General features: G+C 41.3%; 17 protein-coding genes. 14 read left to right on the forward strand and 3 right to left on the reverse strand.

Going from position 1 to position 24,462, the window contains the following annotated elements:
* Positions 1-54 precede the first annotated feature (54 nt).
* The 4 genes from glpK to R2Q66_RS18000 all read left to right on the forward strand — a co-directional run bounded on the left by glpK (position 55) and on the right by R2Q66_RS18000 (position 6,851).
* The gene (gene glpK / locus R2Q66_RS17985) at positions 55-1,557 is read left to right on the forward strand and encodes a glycerol kinase GlpK (protein WP_316751572.1); all 1,503 of its coding nucleotides are present in this window, start codon (positions 55-57) and stop codon (positions 1,555-1,557) included.
* 32 nt (positions 1,558-1,589) lie between these two features.
* Complete coding sequence (locus R2Q66_RS17990) at positions 1,590-2,027, forward strand: tail fiber domain-containing protein (RefSeq protein ID WP_316751575.1); 438 nt, start codon at positions 1,590-1,592, stop codon at positions 2,025-2,027.
* 188 nt (positions 2,028-2,215) lie between these two features.
* Positions 2,216-5,185, forward strand: a complete 2,970-nt coding sequence (locus R2Q66_RS17995) for a TonB-dependent receptor (protein ID WP_316751576.1) — start codon at positions 2,216-2,218, stop codon at positions 5,183-5,185.
* 31 nt (positions 5,186-5,216) lie between these two features.
* Entirely contained in the window at positions 5,217-6,851 is a 1,635-nt protein-coding gene (locus R2Q66_RS18000; RefSeq protein WP_316751578.1) for a RagB/SusD family nutrient uptake outer membrane protein, read from the forward strand.
* A gap of 139 nt (positions 6,852-6,990) precedes the next feature.
* Here the strand turns inward: R2Q66_RS18000 and R2Q66_RS18005 are convergent, their stop codons facing one another.
* Positions 6,991-7,311, reverse strand: a complete 321-nt coding sequence (locus R2Q66_RS18005) for a hypothetical protein (RefSeq protein ID WP_316751580.1) — start codon at positions 7,309-7,311, stop codon at positions 6,991-6,993.
* A 344-nt stretch (positions 7,312-7,655) separates the two neighbouring features.
* Between R2Q66_RS18005 and R2Q66_RS18010 the strand changes: the two genes are divergently transcribed.
* The 7 genes from R2Q66_RS18010 (at position 7,656) to R2Q66_RS18040 (ending at position 17,284) form a co-directional block, all read left to right on the forward strand.
* Positions 7,656-10,847, forward strand: a complete 3,192-nt coding sequence (locus R2Q66_RS18010; protein ID WP_316751583.1) for a TonB-dependent receptor — start codon at positions 7,656-7,658, stop codon at positions 10,845-10,847.
* Positions 10,848-10,855: 8 nt separating this feature from the next.
* The gene (locus R2Q66_RS18015; protein ID WP_316751585.1) at positions 10,856-12,628 is read left to right on the forward strand and encodes a RagB/SusD family nutrient uptake outer membrane protein; all 1,773 of its coding nucleotides are present in this window, start codon (positions 10,856-10,858) and stop codon (positions 12,626-12,628) included.
* Positions 12,629-12,649: 21 nt separating this feature from the next.
* Positions 12,650-13,357 (forward strand): DUF3823 domain-containing protein, encoded by a 708-nt coding sequence (locus tag R2Q66_RS18020; RefSeq protein ID WP_316751589.1) that lies wholly within the window; start codon positions 12,650-12,652, stop codon positions 13,355-13,357.
* A 467-nt stretch (positions 13,358-13,824) separates the two neighbouring features.
* A complete protein-coding gene (locus R2Q66_RS18025; RefSeq protein WP_316751591.1) occupies positions 13,825-14,454 on the forward strand; it encodes a DUF6266 family protein in 630 nt (209 codons plus the stop codon).
* A 20-nt stretch (positions 14,455-14,474) separates the two neighbouring features.
* Positions 14,475-15,122, forward strand: a complete 648-nt coding sequence (locus R2Q66_RS18030; RefSeq protein ID WP_316751593.1) for a DUF6266 family protein — start codon at positions 14,475-14,477, stop codon at positions 15,120-15,122.
* A gap of 237 nt (positions 15,123-15,359) precedes the next feature.
* Positions 15,360-16,577 (forward strand): erythromycin esterase family protein, encoded by a 1,218-nt coding sequence (locus R2Q66_RS18035; RefSeq protein ID WP_316751595.1) that lies wholly within the window; start codon positions 15,360-15,362, stop codon positions 16,575-16,577.
* Complete coding sequence (locus R2Q66_RS18040; RefSeq protein ID WP_316751597.1) at positions 16,568-17,284, forward strand: hypothetical protein; 717 nt, start codon at positions 16,568-16,570, stop codon at positions 17,282-17,284. Before R2Q66_RS18035 ends, R2Q66_RS18040 begins: the two co-directional genes overlap by 10 nt.
* Before the next feature lie 5 nt (positions 17,285-17,289).
* On the opposite strand, the gene R2Q66_RS18045 is transcribed toward R2Q66_RS18040, so the two are convergent.
* Positions 17,290-19,761: a TonB-dependent receptor gene (locus tag R2Q66_RS18045; protein WP_316751599.1), complete on the reverse strand. Its 2,472-nt coding sequence runs from the start codon at positions 19,759-19,761 to the stop codon at positions 17,290-17,292.
* A gap of 397 nt (positions 19,762-20,158) precedes the next feature.
* Here R2Q66_RS18045 and chrA point away from each other — a divergent pair, with 397 nt between their 5' ends.
* From chrA to R2Q66_RS18060, 3 genes are all read left to right on the forward strand, one after another.
* Positions 20,159-21,463 carry a chromate efflux transporter gene (gene chrA, locus R2Q66_RS18050; RefSeq protein ID WP_316751601.1) on the forward strand — a complete coding sequence of 435 codons (1,305 nt, stop codon included), beginning with the start codon at positions 20,159-20,161 and terminating at the stop codon, positions 21,461-21,463.
* Positions 21,464-21,583: 120 nt separating this feature from the next.
* The gene (locus R2Q66_RS18055) at positions 21,584-22,612 is read left to right on the forward strand and encodes an NAD(P)-dependent oxidoreductase (RefSeq protein WP_316751603.1); all 1,029 of its coding nucleotides are present in this window, start codon (positions 21,584-21,586) and stop codon (positions 22,610-22,612) included.
* A 28-nt stretch (positions 22,613-22,640) separates the two neighbouring features.
* Positions 22,641-23,060: a DUF2141 domain-containing protein gene (locus R2Q66_RS18060; RefSeq protein WP_316751605.1), complete on the forward strand. Its 420-nt coding sequence runs from the start codon at positions 22,641-22,643 to the stop codon at positions 23,058-23,060.
* Between the two features lie 7 nt (positions 23,061-23,067).
* Here the strand turns inward: R2Q66_RS18060 and R2Q66_RS18065 are convergent, their stop codons facing one another.
* Positions 23,068-24,459, reverse strand: coding sequence for a TolC family protein (locus tag R2Q66_RS18065; RefSeq protein ID WP_316751607.1), 1,392 nt, complete (start codon positions 24,457-24,459; stop codon positions 23,068-23,070).
* Between the last annotated feature and the right edge of the window lie 3 nt (positions 24,460-24,462).

Raw genomic sequence — 24,462 nt, forward strand, 5'->3', positions numbered from 1 at the left:
TAGCATAACAGGCACAAATTAATTTAAAATTTAAATTCTAATCATTTATATAAAATGGAGCCAGATCAAAAATTCATTCTAGCCCTCGATCAGGGAACAACGAGTTCCCGTGCCATTATCTTTAACCATGATGGAGAGATCGTTGCTGTAGCGCAGAAACCATTTGAGCAATTCTTTCCGCAACCAGGTTGGGTAGAGCATGATGCAAATGAAATCTGGTACTCGCAATCTTCTGTCGCGGCAGAAGTAATTGCTAAGTCTGATTTAAACGGATTAAATATCGCTGCAATCGGAATCACCAATCAAAGGGAAACGACGATTGTATGGGATAGAGAAACCGGAATTCCAGTATACAACGCTATCGTTTGGCAAGACAGACGTACTTCAAAATATTGTGACGAGCTTAAAGAACAAGGCTGGACAGATAAGATAAAGAAAAAAACAGGGCTTGTCATTGATGCTTATTTCTCCGGAACTAAGGTGAAATGGATGCTGGATAACGTTAAAGGAGTAAGGGAAAGAGCAGAACGCGGAGAACTTTGCTTCGGTACGGTAGACAGCTGGTTGGTTTGGAAATTTACCCGTGGTGCGATGCACATTACCGACGTTTCCAATGCCAGCAGAACTTTAATGTTCAACATCAATACCATGGAATGGGATAAAGAATTATTAGAATTGCTAACCATTCCTGAAAGTATGTTACCGGAAGTAAGACAAAGTTCTGAGGTCTACGGAAATACTGTAACCACACTTTTCGCCTCTAAAATCCCTATTGCAGGAATCGCCGGAGATCAGCAGGCCGCATTATTCGGTCAGATGTGTGTAGACGAAGGGATGACTAAAAACACTTATGGCACTGGTTGCTTTATGTTGATGAATACCGGTCAGAAGCCAGTATTCTCCAAAAACAACTTGTTGACAACCGTAGCCTGGAAAATCAATGATAAAGTAACTTATGCTTTAGAAGGTAGTGTTTTTGTGGGTGGAGCAGCGATTCAATGGTTGCGCGATGGTCTTGGGATCATCAGAACTTCTGCAGAAAGTGAAACCTTATCCGCTTCGGTGAAAGACAATGGTGGCGTTTATTTCGTGCCTGCGCTTACCGGTTTAGGTGCTCCTTACTGGGATCAATATGCACGCGGTTCGATCTTTGGTATTACCAGAGGAACCACCGCAGCACACATCGCACGTGCGGCATTGGAAGGCATCGCTTTCCAGGTAAATGATCTTTTGAAAAGTATGGAATCCGATTCCGGAAAGAAATCTACAGAATTAAGAGTAGATGGCGGAGCGGTAGAAAATAACGCATTAATGCAGTTTCAGGCAGATATTTTTGGCAGCGATGTAGTCAGACCTAAAATTCTGGAAACTACAGCGCTTGGTGCAGCCTATCTTGCTGGTCTTGCTGTTGGCTATTGGAGTAGCGTAGAGGAGATCAAGAAACAATGGAATATAGAGAAGAAATTTGAGCCTGCCATGGAAAAAGACCAGGCTAAAACTTACCTTCACTACTGGAAAAAAGCAGTAGAAAGATCAAGAAATTGGTCTGAAGAATAACAATGTAAATTTTTTAATTAAAATTTAAAATCATGAAACGTCAAATGTTAATTAAAACCGCTGCATTTGGGCTTGTCTTGACAGCCTTTGCAATGAGTGCGAGCGCACAAAAAATCAATGAAAAAGAACTAAAAGTTAACGTAGACAAGATTGCCAATTCAACACAGCAATTGAAGAATCTTGAACCCGTTACCTTTCAGTACGACACTAAAAAGTTCAATTATCTGGAGCTTCCGGCAGGTGCCCAATATGGTTTTCTGGTGAGCAATGTGCTCCCTGAATTTCCGGAAATGGTAGCCGAAGTTTCTAAGCAATATAATGCCGGGAAAAATGATTCTAAAGTGGTGAAATACAGTGAGGTTCAGGCCGAAAGTCTGATCCCTGTATTGGTCGCTGCGATCAAAGAACAACAAGCACAGATTGATCTTTTAAAGAAAGAACTAGATCTTTTGAAAGCAAAATCAAAGTAGTCTTTTTATAAAAGAACTGAAAAGGGCCGTCTTCATGATGGCCCTTTTCAGTTTAAAATCTTTAACGTATTCTGTTTCACCTGTTTCGGGAACGATTGCACAGTTTTATTTCCTCCGTTTTAAATTTTGGTGTTTGATTCTTTGTAGACTTGTTTTAAGGACGAAAGAAATTAACCTAACCAAATATAATGAGCAAATTCTATTTAACACTGGCCGTGCTGTGTCTTTTATGCAGTTCACTGTACGCCCAGGACCGCAAAATTTCGGGCCAGGTGTCCGATGCCAAAACCGGGGAAACACTGATCGGCGTAAGCGTTCAGCTGAAGGGAAGTACCCGCGGGACAAGTACCGATGCCAATGGGAAATTTAATTTAAGTATTCCTGCAAACGTTTCCAACCCCATTCTCGTGCTAAACTATGTCGGCTTTCAAAAACAGGAAGTCAGTGCAGGTAAGCAAACCAATCTGAATATTAAATTAACACCTGAACAAAACGACCTGAATGAGGTGGTGGTGGTGGGCTATGGGACGGTAAAAAAGCGAGACCTGACGGGTTCTGTAGTTTCCGTTAAAGGCGATGAGATTGCCAAAGTGCCTTCTGCCAACCCATTAGAGTCTATTCAGGGGAAAGTTCCCGGGGTAGACATTACCAGAAATAGCGGATCTGCTTCTTCGGGGGTAAACATCAATATCCGTGGAACGCGCTCCATTTCTGCCGGAAACGGTCCGTTAATCATTGTGGATGGTGTGCAATACCCTAGTATTCAGGATTTAAACCCAAACGATATTGCTTCTATGGACATCCTGAAAGATGCTTCCTCTACTGCAATTTACGGTTCAAGAGGAGCGAATGGTGTGATCCTCATCACCACTAAAAAAGGAATCAGCGGAGAAGCAACCATCTCTTTCAATTCCTATTACGGTGTTTCTAAAGTGTCCAGATACCCATCTGTAATGGATGCAGGACAATATATTGCGCTTAAAAGAGAGGCAAACCGTGCTACAGGAACCTGGGCTACTCCAGCTGATGATGCTAAGATTTTTAATACCGCGGAATACTCAGCCATTCAGAACAATCAGTTTCTGGATTACCAGGACCTGCTTTTCCATGATGGCCATCAGCAGGATCATCAAATCGGCGTTCGCGCTGGTACGGAAAAAACGAAGGTTTACTTCTCTTTAGATTATATGAATGAGAAAGGTGTGTTAAAGAAAGACAAGTCGGATCGCTATTCGGCTCGTTTAAACATAGACCAATCTATAGGTAAAATATTCACCACTGGATTACAGGCTCAGTTTACCCATTATGAGCAGGAAAATCGTAGAGATCCCTTAAACCAGGCCAATAAAGTAGCGCCATTAGGAACAATTTATGATGATGCCGGAAAATTCATGTTTTACCCGCTTTTTGGAACATTTGTAAATCCACTAGCGGATGAACAACCGGATATTTATACCAGCGAATCGGTCATTAACCGCACAATTTTATCGGCATACATGGAGTTAAAACCATTGGAGGGGCTGGTGATCCGCTCAAACCTTGGCGCAAACCTAAATATGGAACGCATCGGTACTTATGCAGATCGTTATTCTCTGGATCGTAATGGTTCCAATCCAAAAGCAACTTATGGTGCTTCTAACGGACATTTGATCAATATTGAAAACTTTGTGACCTATAACAAGCAAATCAAAGACCATGCTTTTACCTTAACCGGCATCAACAGTTTACTGTTCAACAGGGGGGATAATGTGAACGCCTCCGGTGAGAATCAATTGCTCAAATCCCAGCTGTTTTATGGCCTCGGTAATACCATCAATCAGGCGGTAACCACTGCTTACACCATGAACAACCTGGTTTCCTTTGCGGGGCGCTTAAACTATGCGTTCAAAGGAAAATACCTGCTTACCTTAACCGGACGTACAGATGGTTCTTCCAAGCTGGCAGCGGGTAATAAATGGGCTTTCTTCCCTTCGGGAGCGGTAGCCTGGAGAGTCAGCGATGAAGCGTTTCTGAAAGACAATAAAGTCATCAGCGACCTGAAAATAAAGTACAGTTACGGGATTGCGGGCAGTGACAACATCAGCCCGTATTCTACAGAAAGCACCTTGTCGAAAATTGCATTTGCTTATGATGATACCGCGGCACCAGCCTATACGTATTCGCCAAGAACAGGAAATACGCAGCTGACCTGGGAAAAAACCAAGACCAGCGATATTGGACTGGAAATCTCCTTCCTCAAAAACAGAATCTCTGCAACAGTCGATTATTATGACTCTAAGACCTATGATTTACTCCTGAACAGAAGTTTGCCAACCTCCACAGGTCTGAGCAGCGTGATTCAGAATGTCGCTAAAACCGGTAACAGGGGATTGGAAATCTATGTGTCCTCTAAAAATATCATCGGCGAAAACTTTCAATGGACCAGTGCCCTTAGTTTCAGCAGAAACAAAGAACGTATCATCGAACTGGCTGGCGGCGCTCAGGCAGACGTACAAAATGCCTGGTTTGTAGGTTCTCCGATTCAATCTTATTACGACTATGAAAAGATCGGTATCTGGCAAACTGAAGAAGCTGCCGAAGCCACAAAATACGGACAAAAACCAGGGGATATCAAAGTGAGAGATCTGAATGGTGATGGTAAAATTGATGGTACCAACGACCGTACCATCTTAGGAACCAACCGTCCTGATTGGAGTGGCGGCTTAGAAAATACTTTTACCTATAAAGCATGGGACTTAAACGTGTTTATCTATGCAAGAATGGGGCAAATGGTGTACGCAGATTTTCTACGTCGCTATGATCCACAGGGTGTGAACAACAGCTCAACGATCATCGATTACTGGACTCCGGAAAATGCAACAAACGCCTATCCGAGACCAAATAAAAACACTTCTCTGGCTTCCACTTTGTATTCTACCAGTCTGGGTTATGAAGATGGCTCTTTCCTGAGAATCAGGAATATTACCCTCGGTTATACCATTCCAAAACTTAAACTTGAAAAGAGTTTTGTGAAAAGCATGAGATTCTATGCAACTGCAAGAAACCCTTTTACCTATACCAAATCAAAACTGCTAAAAGAATATGATCCGGAAAGAGGTGGATCAGAAGGTGCGCCAATGACGAAGCTCTGGACGTTTGGCCTGAATGCCAGCTTTTAAACAGAATTATTATCCACAAATAAGATAGATCATGAAAAATCATATAATTAAAGGACTAATCATTTTTAGCGGACTGGCGGCCTTGTCGTCCTGTAAAAAGATGTTAAATGAAGAGAATCTTTCCGGAATCACGGCAGAAAGCGTATTCACTACGCCGGCAGGTTTCGAAACCCTGGTGAATGCCGCGTATTCTTATCAGCGATGGTGGTATGGGAAAGAAGAAGGGTATGGAATGGCAGAAATGGGAACTGACCTTTGGATGAGTGGTGCAGGTGATGTGACCACCGATTTAACGCAATATATCAATCTGCAAGGCACAAATGTGGCGATCACCACAGAATGGCAGCAACTCTATACCGCGGTAAATTTATGCAATGCAGGGATCAATAAGATTGCTGGTGCCGGTCTGGATCCAGCTACAAAGGCCATCAGAGAAGGAGAACTTAAATTCCTCCGGGCGTTTTACAACTGGCACATTGTGGAATCCTGGGGAGGGGTGCATTTTACCCTGGATGAAACTAAAGGCGTAACCACAACCGCAAATAAAACGCCTGTAGAAACCTTCAATAAACAGATTTTGGAGGATTTATTATTCGCGGTAGCCAATTTGCCAGCAAGCACCAAAGATTATGGCAGGGCTACAAAACCAGCGGCACAAGCACTATTGGCAAGGATGTACCTGACCCAAAAGAAATATAAAGAAGCAAAAGAAATGGCGCTCAATGTGATCGACGGTGCCTATGGCTTCTCGCTATTGCCTGCTTATGGAGACCTGTGGAAAATGGCAAATCTGAAAAATAAAGAGGTGATTTATGCTGTAAACTACTCTACGAATCTCTCTTTAAATGACCTTATTGATCCTATTTTAAACCCATTAGGACATAGCAGAGGCAGCAACAGTAGTCACATGTTGTTTGCCATGAAGTACGACGATCAGCCGGGAATGTTACGCGATATCATCAATGGAAGACCTTTTGACCGCTATATGCCTACCCGCTTTTTACTGGATTTATTTACGGATGATGATGCACGTTATGAAGGTTCTTTTAAAACCGTATGGTATGCCAATGGAACCACCAGACCTGCCGGAATGAAAGTAGGAGATACTGCTATTTTTGCAACAAAAAAAGTCTATGCCCCAACTGGTAAATTGTATAAAATCTACGACCGTAACGCGGTTTATAATACGGATGGAACCGTAAAAGACCAGTTGCATTATGTTACTTTGAGTAAGTTTGATGATCCTACCAGAAGCAGTATCAATGAGGCCCAAAGTGCCCGCGATGTTTTCGTGATCCGCCTTGCAGAATTATACCTGATTGCTGCAGAAGCATCCCTGCAATTACAAGACCCCGATAATGCCGCTAAATACATCAACGTACTCAGAACCAGAGCTGCAAAAGCAGGTAAAGTTGCCGCAATGCAGGTTAGTGCAGCGCAAATGACCCTCGATTTTATCCTCGATGAACGTGGAAGGGAATTTGCCGGAGAACAAATCCGGTGGTTCGATCTGAAAAGAACCGGAAAACTGCTGGAACGTGTAAAAGCCTACAATCCAAACGCATTGAACATCAAAGATTTTAATCTTGCGAGACCAATCCCAAGAACACAAATCGATGCGGTAAGTAATAAAGGGGAGTTTAGTCAGAATGAAGGTTATCAATAACATAAACCTCAACTGGACCACCCAAAGTAAATATCAGCCTGAGAAACAAATGTCAGTCTGAAAAACGCAAACGTCAAATACCCTTAAACCAACAAGCCCCGGATTTCTCCGGGGCTCAACTTATACTTTTTAAACCAAATTAGTTGGTTTGTTTCGTAATATCAATGGTTTTACCCATGATACGTACAATCGTATCTCTATATAGTAAGAAATTCGCCTGACGAGCTTCATCAGTTTCACTTTCTTTCACAGCGTTTCTAACGCCTTTTAGTTCCTGTAGTTCATTAGTATATAACTCCATAAACAATTCAGGTTCTTTATTCTTTAGAATTCTGATTGTATGCGAGTATTTTTCATGGCTGTCAACGAGAATAGCGAAGTTTTTCTCATTATAAATATCCAGACCAACAATTTTTCCTGATAGCTTCTCCAGCTTTCCTCTTTCTTTTGCGTAACCCATAATTGCCACGAATATACCAGTTTTGTGGAATATTATTATTTTTTATCTGAATTCTCCCTTCATTGATCATATCAAACGTTTGTGTGGCCTGATTAATCGCCTTAACGCCGACTTAAACCTATTAAGAGTAAAAAATCCAATTAATTGATTTAGCGAGGTGAAAATGAGGTTTTCTTAGCTGAAACTTAGTTAGTTGGGTGCTGTGTTTTTGAATTTAGCGCAAACGGTTGTGCGGTTAAATTATTTTGAGAAAATAGAAATACGTATACCTTGGTTCTAACGAAAATGCTTAAAATTTCAGCGTTAAAACGTTATACTAAACCAACTAACCAAATTAAATTTCTATGAAGAAAAAAATACCCATCTTAAAGGGTACTGCTTTGTTGATCGCGATGCAGTTATTAAATCAGCAGGGTTACGCTGATTTTCATGCGACTAAACCACCCGGTTTTTCCCTCCTAAAAGCACCGTACAAAAAATCTAACCTTACTTTTGCCATTGTACAGGGTATTGTTAAAGACGACAAGGGACAGCCATTACCAGGTGTTTCCGTATCGGTAAAAAATAAGAGTGGCAATGGAACCAGTACAGATGGCAACGGAGCCTTCAAGCTAAATACTACACCAGGCGATATTTTGGTATTTAGCATGGTAGGATATGTAAGCAAAGAAGTCCCTGTTGGTACGAAAACTACGTTAAACGTAATCCTGGCCGAAGAAAACAACCAACTCGATGATGTGGTTGTAGTGGGCTATGGTACACAGAAAAAAGTATCTGTTACCGGATCTGTAGCTACGATTAAAGGTAAAGAGCTGGTGAAATCGCCTGTGGCAAACATCAGCAATGCGCTTGTAGGACGATTACCAGGTCTTAGAGCAACACAACGTAGTGGAGAACCAGGGCAGGATGCCAGCGGAATCGACATCAGGGGATTAGGAAATGCCCTGGTGATTGTGGATGGGGTGCCCTCAGACTTTTCACAACTGGATCCCAATGAAATAGAAAGTTTTACCATCCTGAAGGATGCTTCGGCAGCCGTTTACGGAGTACGTGCCGCAAATGGTGTAGTATTGGTGACCACCAAAAAGGGAACACCAGGCAAAACGAGCATCAATTACAGCACTTATCAGGGAATTCAGCGAATTGCTACTTATCCGGAACTGGCTGATGCAGCCTTGTTTTCGGAATTGTCTAATGAGGCAGCAGTTAACACCTGGATCAAAAACAACAACCCGGGCACCACGCTATCTTTACCTTTTTCAAGGGAAGTGGTAGAGCAATATAAAAGTGGCGAGTTGCCAAGTACCGACTGGTTTGGCTCATCTATCCGTAAAAATTCACCACAATCTTACCATAACGTCAATGTGGACGGTGGAACAGAAGAAGTGAAATACTTTTTCAACGTTGGTTATTTAAACCAGGGTGGGATCTGGAAAAGTGAGGATACCAACTTTAAACGCTACAATTTCCGTAGTAATATCAATGCTAAAATTGGTAAAAACCTAACTGCTGAACTAAACCTTGGCGGGCGTCTGGAAGATCGTTCTTATCCGGGAATAGGTGCAGGAACGCTGATCAGTGGTATTCAAAGGTCTTTCCCAACCTTCCCAATTTACGCGAATAACAATAAAGATTATTTTGCGCCACCTAACAATGCGCACCAGAACACGGTGTTCCTGATGGATAAAGATAATTCTGGTTATGCGACCGACAAAAAGAAATTCTTTTCGGGAATTTTATCCTTAGTGTATGATGTTCCTTTTATCCAGGGTTTAAGTGCTAAAGGGATGTTTTCATATCAGAATGAAGACCGCGATATTAAGAATTACACCAAGAAATACAACCTTTATAAATACGATGCGGCAACGGATAAATACAACGTAGCCTATGTAGGGAATGATCCGAATAAGTTGTTTCTACGTACCGCACAGAATGATAAGCAGGTGTTTCAGTTTCAGTTGAACTACAAAAAAACACTGGGAACGAAGCATAACTTATCGGCATTAGCTTTGTTTGAAAGTCAGGAAAACATCTTGTCTGATTTCGAAGCCTCCCGAGAATTCTTATTGGATAACATTGATGAACTATTTGCCGGAGTTGCACAGAATCAAAACAACGACGGATCTTCTGCACAAATCGCCAGATTAGGCTATGTAGGAAAAGTGAATTACGATTATGCTGGTAAATATTTAGTAGAGTTTGGCTTCAGGTACGATGGTACTTACAAATTTGCGCCAGCTGAACGCTATGGTTTCTTCCCCAATGTATCCGCAGGATGGAGAATCAGTGAAGAACCATTTATGAAACAATTTAAGGCCATTGACAACCTGAAAATCCGTGCCTCATGGGGTAAAGTGGGCGATGATGGTGGCGATGATCCAACAATTGGAAGTAATTACATTTTTCCATTCCAGTACCTAAACGGATTTAATTATCCAAACGGCAATTACCTGTTTGGTAGCAGTCTGATTCCCGGGTTATCTGATAAAGGTCTGGCCAATCCATTGTTAACCTGGTTTAATTCTACCACTATGAACCTTGGGGTCGATATTTCCCTTTGGAAAGGTTTACTAAGCGCGGAAGTGGATGTTTTTTACCGCAAAAGAACAGGATTACTAGCTTACCGTACTTTAAGTCTGCCGAATACTTTTGGTGCTAATTTACCACAGGAAAACCTTAATGGCGACAATACCCGTGGTTTTGAGCTCTTAATCACGCATAAAAATACCATTGGCGATTGGCAATACATGGTTTCGCCAAATGTATCTTTCACACGTACTAAAAACGGATATCAGGAAAGAGCACCTTCGAGTAACTCCTTACTCAATTGGAAAAACAATGGTACCGATCGCTGGAACAACCTTTATCGTGGTTACATAGCTAGCGGCCAGTTCCAGTCGCAGGAAGAAATCAATAATGCCCCGGTACAAGATGAAAAAGGAAATCAAACCCTCTTACCTGGTGATATCCGTTATCAGGATGTGAATGGCGATGGTGTGATCGATGATTCAGATATCACAATTATCGGAAGAGGTAATACACCAGAAGTTTTCTATGGTCTGAACTTAAGTGTAGGTTATAAAGGCTTCGATTTCTCTTTACTATTCCAGGGAGCAACTAATTTTAACGCCTATTTCGACGGGGAATTACAAAACCCAATGTATAATAACGCCAATACCTATGCGATGTTTGAAGATCGCTGGCACAGGGCTGATATTTACGACCCTAATAGTGCATGGATTCCAGGAAAATACCCTTCTACCATCATTTCAGGAAGTACTAATAATCAGAAAACCTCTACTTTCTGGCTTAAAGATGCCACGTATATCAGGTTGAAAAACTTTGACCTTGGCTATACCTTTGACAAAGAATTAACGGAAAGAATTGGAATCCGCAGAGCGAGATTATACATCTCTGGTCAAAACGTATTTACCGCGGATAAAATCAAATACATGGACCCTGAAGCACCAGATGGACGCGGTTCTTATTACCCTCAACAAAAAGTATGGACAGTGGGCGTAAACATTGGCCTTTAATTGATTGAATGATGAAAAAGATAATATATTTTGGCCTGCTTTCCGTAATGGCAACAGGTTTTGTAGCCTGTAAAAAGGACTTTTTAAACAGACAACCCAAGAACCTGGTTTCCGGAGCAGAAGCTTATGGAAGTCTGAGCGGAATTGAAGCGCTTACCGTGACGCTTTACAATGACATGAAGACGGAAGACATGGATTCTACGGTCAATAATGAGGCCGGTTATGCATCTACAACCACAGATGAAGCGGTTCGGTCTTATCCATGGGGAGATATTAATAATTCTATTGTGGGCAACTGGTATGGTGGCTGGGACTATAGACGTGTCAGACGTGTGAATGATTTTATCGAGAAATTGCCGGGAGCATTGATCACTGATGATCAGAAAAAACGCTTCATCGCAGAAGGTAAATTTATTCGTGCATTCCATTATTTCGCCATGGTAAAACGCTACGGCGGAATACCTTTGGTAACTAGTGTACAGCAATATGCGCCAGGAGATGATATTACTCCTTTAGAAGTTCAACGTTCTAAAGAACAGGAGATTTACGATTTTATCGCCAAAGAATTAGATGAAGCGATCCCGGATCTGCCGGAGTCTTATGATGCGTCAAACGCCAACCGCATTACGAAGTATGGCGCATTGGCCTTAAAATCAAGAGCGATGTTGTACGCGGCTTCCAGTGCAAAATATGCAACGGTGCAGTTGAATGGCCTGGTCGGAATTCCTGCGGGTTTAGCGAATGCCTATTGGCAAAAAGCAATGGACGCTGCAGCCTTGATTATGGATTCAAAGAAGTTCTCTCTTTATAAAGGGGATACTGATAAAGCAACCAATTTTCAGAAGCTATTCTTAAACGCACCAGCTACAGAGGCGATCTTTACCAAGATGTTTCAGTCGCCTGATAAAGCGCATAGTTTCGACTATTACAATGCGCCACAAAGCTTCCGTGTAGATTATGGAAATGCCACAAACCCTACACTGGAAATGGTGGAAGAATTTGAATATACAGATGGGAGTCCGGGTATCCTAAAAGTATTGGACGGTTCAGGAAATCCTATCGTTTACAATAAACCAACCGATCTATTCATCGGTAAAGACCCGAGGATGTTTGCTACAATCCTTACGCCTTTTGATGCCTGGCAAGGGGGAGTCTTAGAAATTCGTCGCGGTGTAATTGATAATGGGGTTAAATATACTTCTGAAGTTTTAAGTGATGGTTACCCGACTATAAAATCCGAATTTAAAAGAGTCGGTAAAGATGGTCCATTAACGACTAATGATCCTACTAAAACTGGTTTTTACATCAAGAAGTTTATGGATCCGGTAAATCGGGTGCCTTACGGTCGTTCTACAACGCCATGGATGGTGTTCAGGTTCGGGGAAATTTTATTGAACTATGCAGAAGCTGCCTTCGAACTGGGTAAAACCGGGGAAGCGATGACCGCTTTAAATCTGATCAGAGAACGCGCAGGAATTGCGACGGTTACTGTCGTTAGCCTGGAAAAAATCAGACATGAGAGAAAGGTAGAACTGGCTTTTGAAAATCACCGGGTATGGGACTTACGCAGGTGGAGAACAGCCACAACGGTGTTGAACAATACGCAGTTTCATGCTTTATACCCATGGATCATGTGGGAAGCAAACGGGAATCCTAATACGATGAAATATACGTTTGAAAAAGCGCTGGCACCGAAAAACTCAAGGACTTTTCCTGAGAAATTATACTATGAGCCAGTACCACAAGGATCGCCTGTTTACATTCAAAATCCTTTGTATTAACCGCGTATTAAAGAAAAACAAATGAGAAAACAATTTATATACCTTTCCCTTGCGGTAGCTGTATTTTGCACCGCCTGTAAAAAGGACAATTATAAAGCACCTGATGCCGGGATTTCCGGAAATATTGTGGATGCCTTAACAGGGCAAAATGTGCCGCAACAGACTTTAAACGGTGCGAAAATTCGTCTATATCAAACGGATTATAAGAACCCTCAGCCAATCAATTCCTCTATTAAATCGGATGGTAGTTATGCCAATACCTTCATCTTTAGCGGAAATTATAAGGTAGTAGCAGAAGGACCATTCTTCTACAGAGATACCATTTCTTTGAATATTAAGGGAAATGTGGTGGCAGACCTGAAAGTGACGCCATATATGGAAGTAAGTGCTGAGCTGGTGTCGAAAACATCGACCTCCATCACCCTTCGGATCAAGGCAAAACGTACCCCTGGAAATGACCAGAAAATTGCCCGTGTAGCAGTGGTTGCAGGATTGACAGCTGGTGTGGATATCAATAACTATTATAATGTTGATGGTACAAAGAATGGATTGGGAGTGGTCAATACAGAAGCCATCTCTGATGCAGCAGTGGAAAATGATACGTATGAGTTTACACTGAAAAACCTAAAACCAGGAAGCTTGTATTATGTGAGGGGCGGAGCACGTACCCTGAATAACGGTAATTTTTATAATTATGCGGGCATGATGCAAATCAGTACAAACCCATAGTTTTAATTAAGTTTTTTTGAAACCCCGGCCAATGGCCGGGGTTTTTTTGTGTTAATGAGTCTTGTTTTTGAAATATTGATCCTGTCGGGAAAGGCTATGCTGCCCGGAGAAGCTTTAGTTGAAATTGGTGTAGAATTCGGGGTTGTTGGAGGATTGATGAAGAAGTGCCGAAGATGTATAGGAGATCTGTTTAAGGGTGCCCCTCCAAAACTCCTTCATCACTTCTTCAACAACCCTTCAAAAAGAAGCATCACGATAGCAGCTATGCAGCGTTTTTACTGAATGTCAGGATTATCGAGCGGCAGATTCCGGCAGTTGAGCGGCAATCTCCGGCAAGTTCCGGCAATTTTCGGCAATCCTGGGTAAAGTGGAGGTAAAATTGGGTAATCTTGGGTAATTTACACTGTTTTTGAGTGTTATTAAATTTCTTAAAGATACATTTGGTATTAACTTTTAAATTATTAATTATGGCAACATCAAGAGACAGGCTCTCAACCGGGAAGTTAGCTAGGACAGTTTCCTATCCCTTAAATGGAAAAATGGTAACGCGCTCCATTGGAGTCAGCGATAAACCACGCAGTAAATTACAGTTGGCAGTGATGCAAAAAACGAAGGTGACTTCCGAATTTTTAAATCCGGTTATGCCATATGTCAAAATCGGATATGAAATTATTGCAAGGCTCAATAAAGAACATCCGCAAAACCCAGCCTTTGTTTACCACTGGAAGAATGCTTTAAAAGGAGAGTATCCTGATATTGGGGTCGACTTCAGTAAGGCGAAACTGACTGCCGGAGTCTTGCCTATACCCGAAAAAGTCAGCTGTTCATTGCTGGGAAATGGGGTTAATTTTAGCTGGGATCCGGCATTTGAGGAAGGATACGCCCATTGGACAGATCAGGTAATGATGCTGGCTTATTTCCCCGAATCTATGACCTCAAATTATGTGACAGCAGGAGCAAACCGGCATGTCGGTAATGATCTGCTCTTGTTAACCCTGGAAAAGAAGAACGCCTTAATGGAGTTGTACATCTCTTTTATTTCCAGTAGCCGGCAGTCTATCTCCAATAGCGTTTATGCAGGTCAATTGTATTGGTAATTATATTAAATATTTGAAATATGGGAAGTTATAATCCAGGGGCATTCGGTAGCTTCAGAGGTAGAGTAGGGCACGTAGTTGCCACAAAATGGAAGGGTAAAGATATCGTTAAAAATCTGCCTGCAAAAACAACGAAAAAAGCAAGTATAGCGCAATTGGCGCAACGCAAAAGGTTCGAATTTTTAAATCGGTTTATGGGACAGTTCTCTGATTTAATTCATATTGGATACCGTACTGCTGCCGGTAACCGGTTTATTCCGATGAATCTGGCCTGTGCCTATCATTTGAAACATGCAGTGATTGGCGATTATCCGGATTATCAAATGGATTATAGTAAGCTAAAACTTAGTTTTCATAAGGGAATAGATCCGGTGGTAAAACCAGAATTAGCATTGCTGAATGGGGAGGCGGTTATATTAAACTGGCAGATGCCAGAGTTTAGAAGTATCACCACCAGAGCAGATGATCTGGCTTATATACTCGTTTATAATCGGGAAAAGGACCATAGTGTAAAACACGAAGGGCCCCGGCGTTCGGATTTAAGGGCAGAAATATCCATGCCCGAATCATTTATAGGTGATACACTACATTGCTGGATTTTCTTTGTCTCTTTAGATGGGAAACTTGCTGCGGAAACGCAGTACGTCGGAACATTGAATTTTTCATAGAAACACCAGAATTAATTCTAGATTAGAGGCATGACAAAGAAGAGTTTAATCAAGTTTGCATTTTCAGCCTTTTTAATCGGAGCAGTTATTGGCGCTTTTATACTTTTAAAAACAATTTAGGTTTTAGAAGTATAGAAGCTGCCAGACTAGCTTGAGGTATCGGTTGTGTTAAAGTAAGTTAAAAATGTTCGCTTGATGTGAATGAATAATAACTTTAACTAAAATAACCGCTATCGTATGAAATCCTTTAAAATTACCCGGGTCGCTATTTTGTTTTTTATCATATGGACGCCCTTCCAGTTGTTTTCGCAAGATAAAAAAACGCAAATTGTTCCTAGTTTAAATAACCTGATCCGGCCAATAGAAACGCTGAAGGCAGATAGTAGTTTTGCTGACCTTGCTTTTTTAAAGGAAACATTAAAAGAGAAGGAATTGATCTCTCTCGGGGAGGTTACTCATGGAACTGCTGAGGTTTTCCAGTACAAGGATCGGCTGGTTCGGTTTCTTGTGACCAATATGGGCTATAAAGCCATTGCTTTTGAAAGTGATTACCTGGCTGTTGAAGATATAGATCAATACATCAATGGTAAGACGGACAGTTTATTTTCTCTGCCTGGCTCAGCCTTAATTGGTACCAATAGACAAATGTTGGTTTGGTTAAGAAAGTACAATGAGGGCCAGCCTCAAGCCGATAAAGTTCACGTTTATGGCTTAGAAGCAAGAAATTTCTCTAACGTCATTAGCAAGATTCTCACGGTGATTCCGGCGCTCGAAGCCTCAGATAAAATCTTACTGGAAAGAATTAAAGGTGCCGCGTACCAAAACATAAAAAAGGAAGACCTCAAAGCAATGAAAGTTACTTTGAACAACCTGGAAAAAGTCAATGGAAATGCCTCTGTTAAGTTGTATGTTACGCTACTTCAACAACTTGTTGATCGCTATTATGAAACTAAAATCGGAGCGAGGGATGTAGACATGGCTACAAACGCAATTTTTCTCAAAGAAGGAGCGAAGGACCAGCGTTTGATTTTATGGGCCCATAACGGACATATTGCGAAGGATGAATTATATGGAGTTCCTGCAATGGGTACTTTGCTCGACAAAAAATACGGGGATAAGTATTTTGCAATTGGCACAGATTTCAACCATGGTAAAGCTTATGTCAATGTCTTTGTGGCAAAGAACAAACCAATGTTGGGTTTTCAGGCGCATTACTTTCCTGAAGTAGACTCGGATAAAGGGTACGAATTTTATTTTAAGCAATGTAAGTTCAGCAATTTTATAATTGAGTTACCAACTGCTTTAAAAGATCCGGTTTTAAATGAGTTTTTTATTCAGCCACTTCAAATGAGAATGATAGGGTCATGGAGTAGCCCGGTCAATAAAAAATTGTCTATGGCTAAGAACTTTGATATGGTGGTGTTTTTTAATAAAACAAGCAGTCAATGGAATTAAAAACCCGATCATGTAATCTCTTTGTTTTTATAGCCGTTTATCTTTTGTCCAGCGGCTCCTTGTTTGCGCAGGAAATTAAGGGAACTGTAGCCGATTGGCAGACTCGTGAGCTTCAGGAATACGTTGAAATATTCAATTTAAACAACCAGCAGAAAGCAGTCACAAACAAAAGAGGGGAGTTTAAAATCCCGGCAACTGTAAATGATGTGCTTGTCTTTTTTCAGCCGGGCTATAAGCCCGATACGCTGTTTCTGATTAATTTAAGGCCTGTTAAACGTTACCTTCAACACAACCGATATGATTTAAGTACGGTAGTGATTAGTGGGAAAACTTTCGATCCGCGAGCGGAATATCCGGATGCTTTTCGCGAAGCAAAAGCTTTCAATACCGGAGTTAACCGTCCCCTGGCTTTCAGTCCTTTCCGTTATTTTAGTAAAAAGGGGAAATCCGGCAGGAAATTTAAACGTAGAATGGAAGTAGAATTGGTTGAAAGAAAAGTGGATCAACGTTTCAATAATACCGCAGTAAAGGCAATATGCCCATTAAAGGGTGCGGAGTTAGATTGCTTTATGGTGATGTACCGGCCATCTTTTAAGGCCTTGGAACGTCTGGATGTTGCCGGTCTTCAATTATATATCATGGATGCTTATAAAGAATTTAAGCAGCTCCCCGAAGAAAAAAGAAAGCTGCCATCTTTAAGATTGTAGCCGTTTTAATTTCCTGTTTTTACCCTGTTTTGTTCCAGTTCAGAGCTGTTAGCGCGTTCTCTGGCCGGTTTAATAACCGTACTGCCAAAGCTATAGCCAAAGGTCAGCCGGAAAATCCTGCTTTCCTGTTTCTGCGTAAGGCGATAATCCTGTAAAGGAATAGCGCTGTTAATCTTGATCTCCCTCGTGTTAAACACATCATTAATTGCGAATTTAAGGTTCGCTCTTTCCCTGGCAAAAGATTTACTGATGCCCAGGTCTATTCCATAGATCGGTTTAGCTACATAAGTGCCATAGGCTTGTGACGAAGTGTAGTTGGCCGCTAATTCTGCATTCCAGGTTTTGTGCAGCTGAAAGGTTTGTGTGGTGTTCAGGATGAAGGTGGTTTTACCGTTTTTGAAAGGGACACCCATCAATTGCGGAGTAGAAAATCGGCTGTAATAGAGCGTCAGGTCGTTATTGGTACTCCACCAGTTGGTTAGCACAAAAGGCCTGTTGATATTGAAGCTGATGGTGCTTCTGGAAGCCAGGTTTTGCTCATATAATAACAGTGTTTTCTTGATGGTATCTGTCAGCAGCGTAGTTGCAATCACATCTTTCGTTTTGGTATAGGCAAGGCTAAAGTTTGTTTTCTTTTGATAACCATAAGTCAGTTCTAAGGCATTTGCATATTCCGGTTTCAGTGTAGGATTGCCCTGAGCTAGCGTATATAAATCTGCATAATAAATAAAGGGATTCAGCGATTGGTAGCCCGGTCGTTCAATTCTTCTACTATAAGAAAAGCCCAGATCATGATCTTTTGATAAGCTGTGACTGATGGCAAAGTTGGGGAAGAAATCCAGGTAATTACGTTTTAATACACTTTGTAAAGTGATGGAATTTCCCTCAGACCGGGTCAGTTCTGTGCGTAAGCCTACTTGTACATTTGTCCCTCCTTCAAATGTTTTATGAAGCGAAGCATAGGCCGCATTGATATACTCTTTGTAAGTAAATCTATTGCTTTTTGCAGGGTCATTTATCCAGCTGTTATCCTGAAAATTTGCGGATTGGAAGTCATTATCCGTGTTTACATAACTACTTTTTAAACCGGTTTCCAGCTTTAACTTCGGGCTAAAAGGGTAGGAGTAATCTAGTTTTGCAGCTAGGATATTGATTTTTGTAGGGGTAGCATTCCGGAAGATCAAAGGGTTTTTAAATGCGATTCCATTAGCATTCATAAATTCACTCTGGTAAATTGTCTGTTCCGTGTTTTTGATCCTGGAATAGTCTATATCTACATTAAGTTCTTGTCCGGAGGTGTCTAAAACAGCCTTGTAATTTAAATTATAGCTTTGATTACGAAAGGTGCTTTTCCCCGGATTATTGCCAAGGACGGTAGAGTCGGTTATCCCTGGTTGTGCCCCGATTCTGGTCAGGATATGGTCTGTAATTTTGTTATTGTTCACATAACCACTCGCCATAAATCCAATGATCTGATGATCGTTTAAATAATAGTCGAGCCCGGCTTTATACGTATTGTTTCTTTTGAAATAGTTCTGTTTGGCTTCCTGATCGAAATAGGTTGCCGATTCCAGTGCTTTTGTGCTTCTTCTGACGAACAGGTCTTCATATTCTTTGTTGTTGGCGTAATTGTAATTCCCGAAAATATTTACTTTTTTGCTGCGGTGGTTGAGGCTGATGCCAATATCAGATTTATAAAAGGTGCCATAACCAGCGCCAAGCTGAACGTTTCCATTGGTCCCATAACTGCTGTTTTTCTTCAGGTTGATATTGATGATTCCTCCCGTTCCTGCGGCATCATATTTAGCCGTAGGATTGGAAATGATTTCTATATTCTGAATGGAGCTTCCCGGAGTAGTGCGAAGCAGGTTGCTCAACTGGGTAGTAGATAGATAAGTCAGCTTGCCATCAATCATGATATTGACACCCGTTTTTCCCCTTAAACTGAAATTGCCTTCATTGTCGGCCGTCACACCAGGAGCTTTGCTGAGTATTTCCATCGCGGTATTGCCAGATGCAATGGTGCTGCTGGCAATATTCAGGATCACTTTTCCGTTTTTCCTTTCTATTAATGGTTTTTTAGCAAGGATATCCACCGTATTTAACTGCTTTGTTTCCGGTAACATCAGGATGTTTTCAATGCTGATCATTTGATAACCCGGATTGACTACAAATGGGCCATGGAATTTCTTTTGATAACCCATTGATACTATTTCAATCAGATAGCTGCCTTCCGGAGCTTTGGAAAAGCTAAAGTCTCCTTGTTCATTGGTTAAGGTTGCGGTGACCAGCGTGCTATCTTTTGAATGATATAAATTAACCAGGGCATACATCAGTTCCTGTTTTTTTTCATCAAGGACTTTTCCTTTGATCAGGTATACCGGAGCTTTGGTTTGTGCTTTAAGCCTGGAACTGACCAATAAACTGACCAATAAAAAGGCTGTAAATAGCTGTAAGTTTTTGTAGCGCAGGATCATCCAGGTTTAGTTAACTAGGTTTGTAGAGCTAATCTACCAGGATGAACAGGTTTTATTTTTTATTTAACATAGTTTAACTAGTTGAGTTTTATCTCATATAAAGCCTTCTGTTGAATTGTCGCACCACAGATTTACTCCGGTACAAGTAAACTGGATTTGCGGTCTTTATGGGCTCGATTTTAGCCTTAAATCGCAGCTAAAATTAGGTGACAAATACCTTTGTCAGGTCGTTGTTTTTGCCTAATTTCACGTCAGAAACAAGAAATAACGAACAAAAACTGCGGCTAATTCCGGACAACAGCCCTTCTTTTGATTTATTAACCTAGCTGATTTTAGCAATTGATTTTAAACCTCCAAATACGGGGATGGGCATTGCTATGGGCAGAAAAAACAACACATGACAGAGAAACCCTTATTCAAGGACGCATTAAAATTTTGGTTTATATTGGGATGGATCAGCTTCGGCGGAACAGTCGGACACATCAATATCATGCATGAATTCCTCGTAGAGCGGAAAAAATGGATCAGCGACAGTCGCTTCTTTCACGCGCTAAACCTTTGTATGTTATTACCTGGCCCGGAGGCTCAGCAACTGGCCATTTATATGGGCAGACAGCTGCATGGTAGAAAGGGAGGATTAGCAGCAGGGATACTTTTTGTGTTACCCGCCATGTTTATCCTGCTCGTATTAAGCGTATGCTATGTTTATTTCGGAAACCAACCCTGGATGTTTGCCATGTTCGACGGCTTTAAACCGGCAGTGATTTCGATGATTATCGTGGCCTTGCTGGGGATCGGGAAAAAAGCACTTCGCACACCTTATCATATTGCCATCGCAACACTCGCTTTTTCCTGCATTTTCTTTTTCAATATTTCCATGGTGTTTATCATCCTTGGAACTATCGGACTAGCCATTATATTTAACTACTTATGGCCGGATCTGATTCAGCAAAAACAAGCTGAAAAAAACCAGGAACTGCTTCCCGAAAAAGAATACTATTTCAACAAAGATTCTGTTGCCGCGGGGACGGGGACCAGCTGGAAAAGTGCAGGCCTGCAAATTTTGGTTTTTGTGCTGCTTTGGCTCCTGCCAACTTTCGCTTTGTATTACCTGACCAGTGATTTTGCATTTTGGAGAGAACTGACCTTCTTTTTCTCTAAAACAGCCTTCCTGACTATTGGAGGATCTTATACCGTATTGCCATATGTGGCGCAATACGCAGTTACCAAGCTTCACTGGCTAAGTAAAATGCAAATGATCGATGGTTTTGCACTTGCAGAAAGCACGCCCGGGCCACTGATTATTGTGGTCGCTTTTGTGGGGTTTATGGCTGCATATAATCATTTTGATGCCTCCATTTCTATGGGTATTCTGGGCTTATTGCTCACCACTTTTCACACTTTTCTTCCCTCATTTTTATTCATTTTTGTAGGTGGTCCAATCATAGAAAAGGCACATGGAAATCACAAAATCACCAATGTACTCAGCTTCGTTACCGCTGCGGTAGTAGGAGTGATCCTTAACCTGACTTTATTCCTGGGAAAGGACATTGTTTTTCCGGGAGGAATCAGTTTCCAAAACCTGGATATTGCAGCCGTCATCTGGATCATAATCACGCTGATTTTAATGAAGAAATATAAGCTGAATGAACTCTACATTATTGGGATTAGTCTGGTGTTTGGCTTATGGCATTATGGTTAGGATTTAGGGAGGCTGACTCATTTAAATATTGCAATTTGAATTTTTTGGAATAATTAATGCTTATTAATAAATGATCAGGAATAATAAACAAATTCTTGTCTACAAAATTAATAAGCGGATATGAAAGTGAAGAAGAAAATTTTATTGACAGGAGCTTCCGGAACAGTCGGTTACGAAGTATTAAAGCAACTGGTTTTGCAATCTGATAAATATGAGGTCACCGTTTTTGATCAAAAGACAGACAATTCTGTAAAGTTATTAACGCCTTATGAAAAACAGGTGGAAGTGGTTTACGGGGATATTACCAATCCGGATAAAATAGCAGAGGTTTGCCTGGAAAAGGACTATTTAATTCATTTGGCAGCGATTATACCTCCCTTAGCTGATGAGAAACGGGAAATGGCCCATGCCGTCAATGTGAATGGTACTAAAAACCTGATTCTGGGTTTAAAGCAGTATTCGCCGGAGGCTTTTTTTATGTATAGCTCTTCGATTTCAGTGTATGGGGATCGTTTAGATACGCCATGGATTAAAGTTACAGACGCCTTATCGCCGAGTCCGGAAGATCATTATGCGGTCACCAAAATTGAGTCTGAACAGCTGATTCGTAACAGTGGACTCAAGTTCTGTATTTTTCGCCTGGCCGCAATCATGGGTTTAAGTAATCACAAGCCTTCTGGTATCATGTTCCACATGCCTTTAGCAACTTCCATGGAGATTTTGACGCCTGAAGATACAGCCAGAGCCTTCGTAAAGGGGATTGAACATCAGACGGAATTAACCGGTAAAACCTATAATCTGGGTGGTGGCGCCTTGTGCCGTACCAGCTATGAGGATTTTCTAAACCGCTCATTTCAAGCTTTTGGACTCGGAGGAATGGATTTTCCACAACAGGCTTTTGCGGAGAAGAATTTCCACTGCGGATATTATGCGGATGGTGATGAGCTGGAAGCACTATTGCATTTCAGAAGAGATACGCTGGAGGATTATTTTGAAAAATTAAAACATTCGGTGTCTCCTATAAAAAGGACTTTGGCCTCCGTTTTCAGGAGCTCCGTCAAAAAGCACCTGCTCAAGAAATCAGAGCCTTTTAATGCCTTGCTTCATAAAGATAAGGAAATGGCCTCCCGCTTTTTTAAGGAACTATAATCTTTCAATTACACAAAAACCTATAATTATGAAAAATCTAATTGGAATCCTATTACTGTTTGTGGCTCAAGTTAGTTTTGCGCAACAGAGTCCCTTGAAAATCACCGTGACTAATATCCATGAGCTGAAAGGGAAAATCCAGGTCAGCTTATACAATAGCAAAGACTCCTTTATTAAAAAAGGAAAAGAATATAAATCAATGGTCAGGGACGTGAAATCAGGAACGGAGACTTTTACTTTCCTTGATTTACCCAAAGGAGATTATGCCGTAGCCTTGTATCATGATGAGAACAACGATGGAAAATGTAACACCAATATGCTTGGTATTCCTAAGGAAGGTTACGCTTTTTCCAGAAATTTCATCCCTAAATTATCGGCACCGAAATTTGAAGATACCATGTTTAAACAGGATCATGCCAATAATATCGTGATTAAAATGCATTACTAAAGTACCCTTATTCCGTATTTGCTTTGATTTTAAATAAGGCTACATCGGAAATCAGGAGCCTGTTTTGAAGTGCAATACGGGATAATTTACTACTCACAAGACTGCTTTCTCTGGAGTTGATCAGAAACACAGAGCTTTCACCCATTAGGAACAGCCTTTCTTCAAATTGCAACATCTTTTCATAATCGCTGACCAATGAAGCGGTAATGGAAATTTGTTGTTGAATGGACTTAATCTCTGTCTGCTGCGCAGTGATTTTATTTTTAAGTTGTATCCGTTCCAGGTTAAGGTCGAGCTGTTGATCTGTGATTTTCAGCTTTGCTAATTTCAAAGCCCCTCGTTCTTTTCTAAGGAAAAGCGGAGCGCTGAATTTTAGTTCAAACTTGTAGTTGCCGGATTGGTAGTTGTTCAGGTAAGAAGGCTCCGATAAATAATGATAGCCCACATCCAGTTTCGGTAATAACATATTGCGTTTTAATTGCTGTTCGATACCCAGTATTTCAATTTTGTTCTGCATCGCCAGGAGCTTAGGGTGGCTCGCTAAAACCATCGATTCTGGTTCAGTATCCTCAAAATTGAGCGCTAGTTTAATCACGTTTTCCAGGTTCTCTTCCGGAAGCATCGTTTCTTTTAGCTCCATGGGGATGTTTTCAATCCAGAGGTAATTCGAGAGTTCTAGTCTGGATTTAGTCAGTTTCAGTTGGGATTCAGCTAAATTTAACTGCCTGTTTTTAATTACAATATTTGCTTCAATACTATCCACCGCAGCTTTATCACCCGCTTTAATCAATTTTGTTATTCCCGCAGCCCGCTTTTCTGCAAAGGATAGGTATTCCTGGTAAAGTTGTGCTTCATCATGCGCTTTTTTCCAGTTCACATAAGCAGTAGTGGCATCGTAAATCACATTTACAGCCTGTAACTGACGCTCAGATTTGCTCAGCTGTAGCTGGATTTTTGCGATGCGTAAATCAGCCATCCGTTGATTGATGAGCAGGCCCTGTGCCAAAGGAACGGTAATCCCTAAGGAAGCCAAACCATTGTCTGGTGTCTTGTTTTGTGGATTCAGGTAGTAGCCCTCATTCGTGTCAAAGCCCGCTTTAACCTCTATTCCATACCAGGTTGGTATTTTGAAACTGCTGTTAAATAAGGAATAATACTCCGTTCCTTTGAACTGTTTATTGTTGAAATCTACTTCCAGCTTTGGGTCGAAACCGCCACGAGCCATCATGAGCCTGGTCTCCGCTTCAGTAAGCAATAAATCTGCCTGACGTGCTGCCGGATGATACTTCTTTACATAGCCCAAAAACTCATTAAAGCTGAGTACTTCCGGTTTCAGCTGCTGGGCGCTTGCTGGTAAACGGCATAGGAGTAGCAGGAATATAAATAATTTGATTTTCATGCC

Source organism: Pedobacter gandavensis (assembly GCF_032677645.1).
Lineage (GTDB): Bacteria > Bacteroidota > Bacteroidia > Sphingobacteriales > Sphingobacteriaceae > Pedobacter > Pedobacter gandavensis_A.

What these genes read in the sequence shown, in the direction of transcription:
- glpK (WP_316751572.1), top strand. Translation starts at nt 55, where the DNA reads ATGGAGCCAGATCAAAAATTCATTCTAGCCCTCGATCAGGGAACAACG.
- R2Q66_RS17990 (WP_316751575.1), top strand. Translation starts at nt 1,590, where the DNA reads ATGAAACGTCAAATGTTAATTAAAACCGCTGCATTTGGGCTTGTCTTG.
- R2Q66_RS17995 (WP_316751576.1), top strand. Translation starts at nt 2,216, where the DNA reads ATGAGCAAATTCTATTTAACACTGGCCGTGCTGTGTCTTTTATGCAGT.
- R2Q66_RS18000 (WP_316751578.1), top strand. Translation starts at nt 5,217, where the DNA reads ATGAAAAATCATATAATTAAAGGACTAATCATTTTTAGCGGACTGGCG.
- R2Q66_RS18005 (WP_316751580.1), bottom strand. Translation starts at nt 7,311, where the DNA reads ATGGGTTACGCAAAAGAAAGAGGAAAGCTGGAGAAGCTATCAGGAAAA.
- R2Q66_RS18010 (WP_316751583.1), top strand. Translation starts at nt 7,656, where the DNA reads ATGAAGAAAAAAATACCCATCTTAAAGGGTACTGCTTTGTTGATCGCG.
- R2Q66_RS18015 (WP_316751585.1), top strand. Translation starts at nt 10,856, where the DNA reads ATGATGAAAAAGATAATATATTTTGGCCTGCTTTCCGTAATGGCAACA.
- R2Q66_RS18020 (WP_316751589.1), top strand. Translation starts at nt 12,650, where the DNA reads ATGAGAAAACAATTTATATACCTTTCCCTTGCGGTAGCTGTATTTTGC.
- R2Q66_RS18025 (WP_316751591.1), top strand. Translation starts at nt 13,825, where the DNA reads ATGGCAACATCAAGAGACAGGCTCTCAACCGGGAAGTTAGCTAGGACA.
- R2Q66_RS18030 (WP_316751593.1), top strand. Translation starts at nt 14,475, where the DNA reads ATGGGAAGTTATAATCCAGGGGCATTCGGTAGCTTCAGAGGTAGAGTA.
- R2Q66_RS18035 (WP_316751595.1), top strand. Translation starts at nt 15,360, where the DNA reads ATGAAATCCTTTAAAATTACCCGGGTCGCTATTTTGTTTTTTATCATA.
- R2Q66_RS18040 (WP_316751597.1), top strand. Translation starts at nt 16,568, where the DNA reads ATGGAATTAAAAACCCGATCATGTAATCTCTTTGTTTTTATAGCCGTT.
- R2Q66_RS18045 (WP_316751599.1), bottom strand. Translation starts at nt 19,761, where the DNA reads ATGATCCTGCGCTACAAAAACTTACAGCTATTTACAGCCTTTTTATTG.
- chrA (WP_316751601.1), top strand. Translation starts at nt 20,159, where the DNA reads ATGACAGAGAAACCCTTATTCAAGGACGCATTAAAATTTTGGTTTATA.
- R2Q66_RS18055 (WP_316751603.1), top strand. Translation starts at nt 21,584, where the DNA reads ATGAAAGTGAAGAAGAAAATTTTATTGACAGGAGCTTCCGGAACAGTC.
- R2Q66_RS18060 (WP_316751605.1), top strand. Translation starts at nt 22,641, where the DNA reads ATGAAAAATCTAATTGGAATCCTATTACTGTTTGTGGCTCAAGTTAGT.
- R2Q66_RS18065 (WP_316751607.1), bottom strand. Translation starts at nt 24,459, where the DNA reads ATGAAAATCAAATTATTTATATTCCTGCTACTCCTATGCCGTTTACCA.